Genomic DNA, 1,785 nt, shown 5'->3' with positions numbered 1-1,785 from the left:
GCTGTGCCGTCATAGGTATAGCTTGTCTGCGAAAGTGTCATAGTCAGAGCGCTCGCACTCTTTGCCGAAATAGTGAAAGTCTTGGAAACTGTGCCGGTATAGCTACCCTTGCCCGCAATGGTAACGGTGGCTGTACCTGCATTTGTATTATTTGAATACGAAACGGTATAATCGGTACCGCTCGTAAGAGTCTTACTGCCGTCCTTTACGGTAACTGTCGGCTGTTTAGCCGTACCGTCATAGGTATAGCTCGAAGTTCCCAGGGTTATCGTGCAGCTGCTTATCGCTACAGCAGAAGGCTTGCTGATAGTGAAGCTTGCCGACTTTGTACCTGTATAGTTGCCCTTACCGGTGATAGTCACAGTGGCTGTACCAACACTGGTATTATTTGAATAAGAAACAGTATAGTCAGTGCCATTTTCAAGAGTTTTAGTATTGTCCTTAACAGTTACCGCAGGAGTCTTAGCCTTGCCGTCATATATGTAGCTTGAAGGCGAAACTGTTACTGTCAGATTACTTGCACTCTTAGCCGTGATAGTGTAATTCTTGGATACAGTACCTGTATATTTGCCCATACCCATAATAGTCACAACAGCAGTACCGGCATTGATATTGTTGTAGTACTCAACCGTATAATCAGTACCCTTTGTCAAGGTAGTGCTGCCATTCTTGACTGTAACAGTCGGTTTCTTTGCTGAGCCGTCATAGGTATAGCTCGAAGTTCCCAGAGTTACAGTGCAGCCGCTTATGGAAACAGCGGCAGGCTGGCTGATAGTGAATGCCTTTGCGGAAGTGCCTGTGTAATTGCCCTTACCTGTGATGGTAACAGTAGCTGTACCGACATTAGTGTTATTGGAATATGAAACGGAGTAATCTGTACCGCTTACAAGGGTCTTGCTGCCGTCTTTTACTGTAACGTTCGGCTTCTTAGCTGTGCCGTCGTAGGTATAGCTCGTAGGAGAAACAGTTATCGTCAGAGCATTTACATTCTTAGCAGCGATAGTGAAATTCTTCGTCAGCGTACCGCTGTAATTGCCCTTTCCTGTTACAGTGACCTTAGCTGTACCCACATTTGTGTTAGAAGAATATGTTACTGTGTAATCAGTACCACTGACAAGAGTAACCGAACCATCAGTTACAGTGACCACAGGAGTCTTTGCCGTTCCGTCATAGGTGTAGCTTTCAGCTGAAAGGCCGATGGTCATACCGCTAACACTTTTGGATGAAATAGTGAAGCTCTTTGAAACCGAACCTGTGTAATTTCCCTTCCCCGCAACAGTGACTTTAGCCGTACCCGCGCTCGTATTGTTTGAATACGAAACAGTATAATCAGTACCGCTTACAAGTGTCTTGCTGCCGTCTTTTACTGTAACTGTCGGCTTTTTGGCTGTGCCGTCGTATGTATAGCTTGTCTGCGAAAGTGTTACTGTCAGATAGCTTGCACTCTTAGCCGAGATCGTGAAAGTCTTGGAAACTGTACCGCTGTAGCTTCCCTTACCAGTTATAGTAACAGTAGCCGTACCGGCATTGGTATTGTTTGAATACGACAAAGTATAATCGGTACCCTTGGTAAGAGTTTTCGTACCATTCGTAACTGTCACGGAGGGCTGTTTCGCCGTACCGTCATAGGTATATGAAGATGCGCTAAGGGTTACAGTGCAATTGCTTATCGGAGTTGCCTCAGGAGAGCTTATCGTGTAGGTCGCAGATTTAGTGCCTGTGTAGTTGCCCTTACCTGTGATGGTAACAGTAGCTGTACCGACAGCGGTATTGTTTGAATACGAC

At 45.7% G+C, this 1,785-nt stretch carries 1 protein-coding gene; it reads right to left on the bottom strand.

Annotation, left to right across the window (positions count from 1 at the left end; genetic code table 11):
- Positions 1-1,785: beta strand repeat-containing protein (locus BMY75_RS18190; RefSeq protein ID WP_242940288.1), on the bottom strand; the 1,785-nt coding region annotated here is incomplete at both ends.

This window comes from Hominimerdicola alba, from assembly GCF_900109655.1.
GTDB lineage: Bacteria > Bacillota > Clostridia > Oscillospirales > Ruminococcaceae > Hominimerdicola > Hominimerdicola alba_B.
This window is presented reverse-complemented; position numbering and strand designations above follow the sequence as displayed.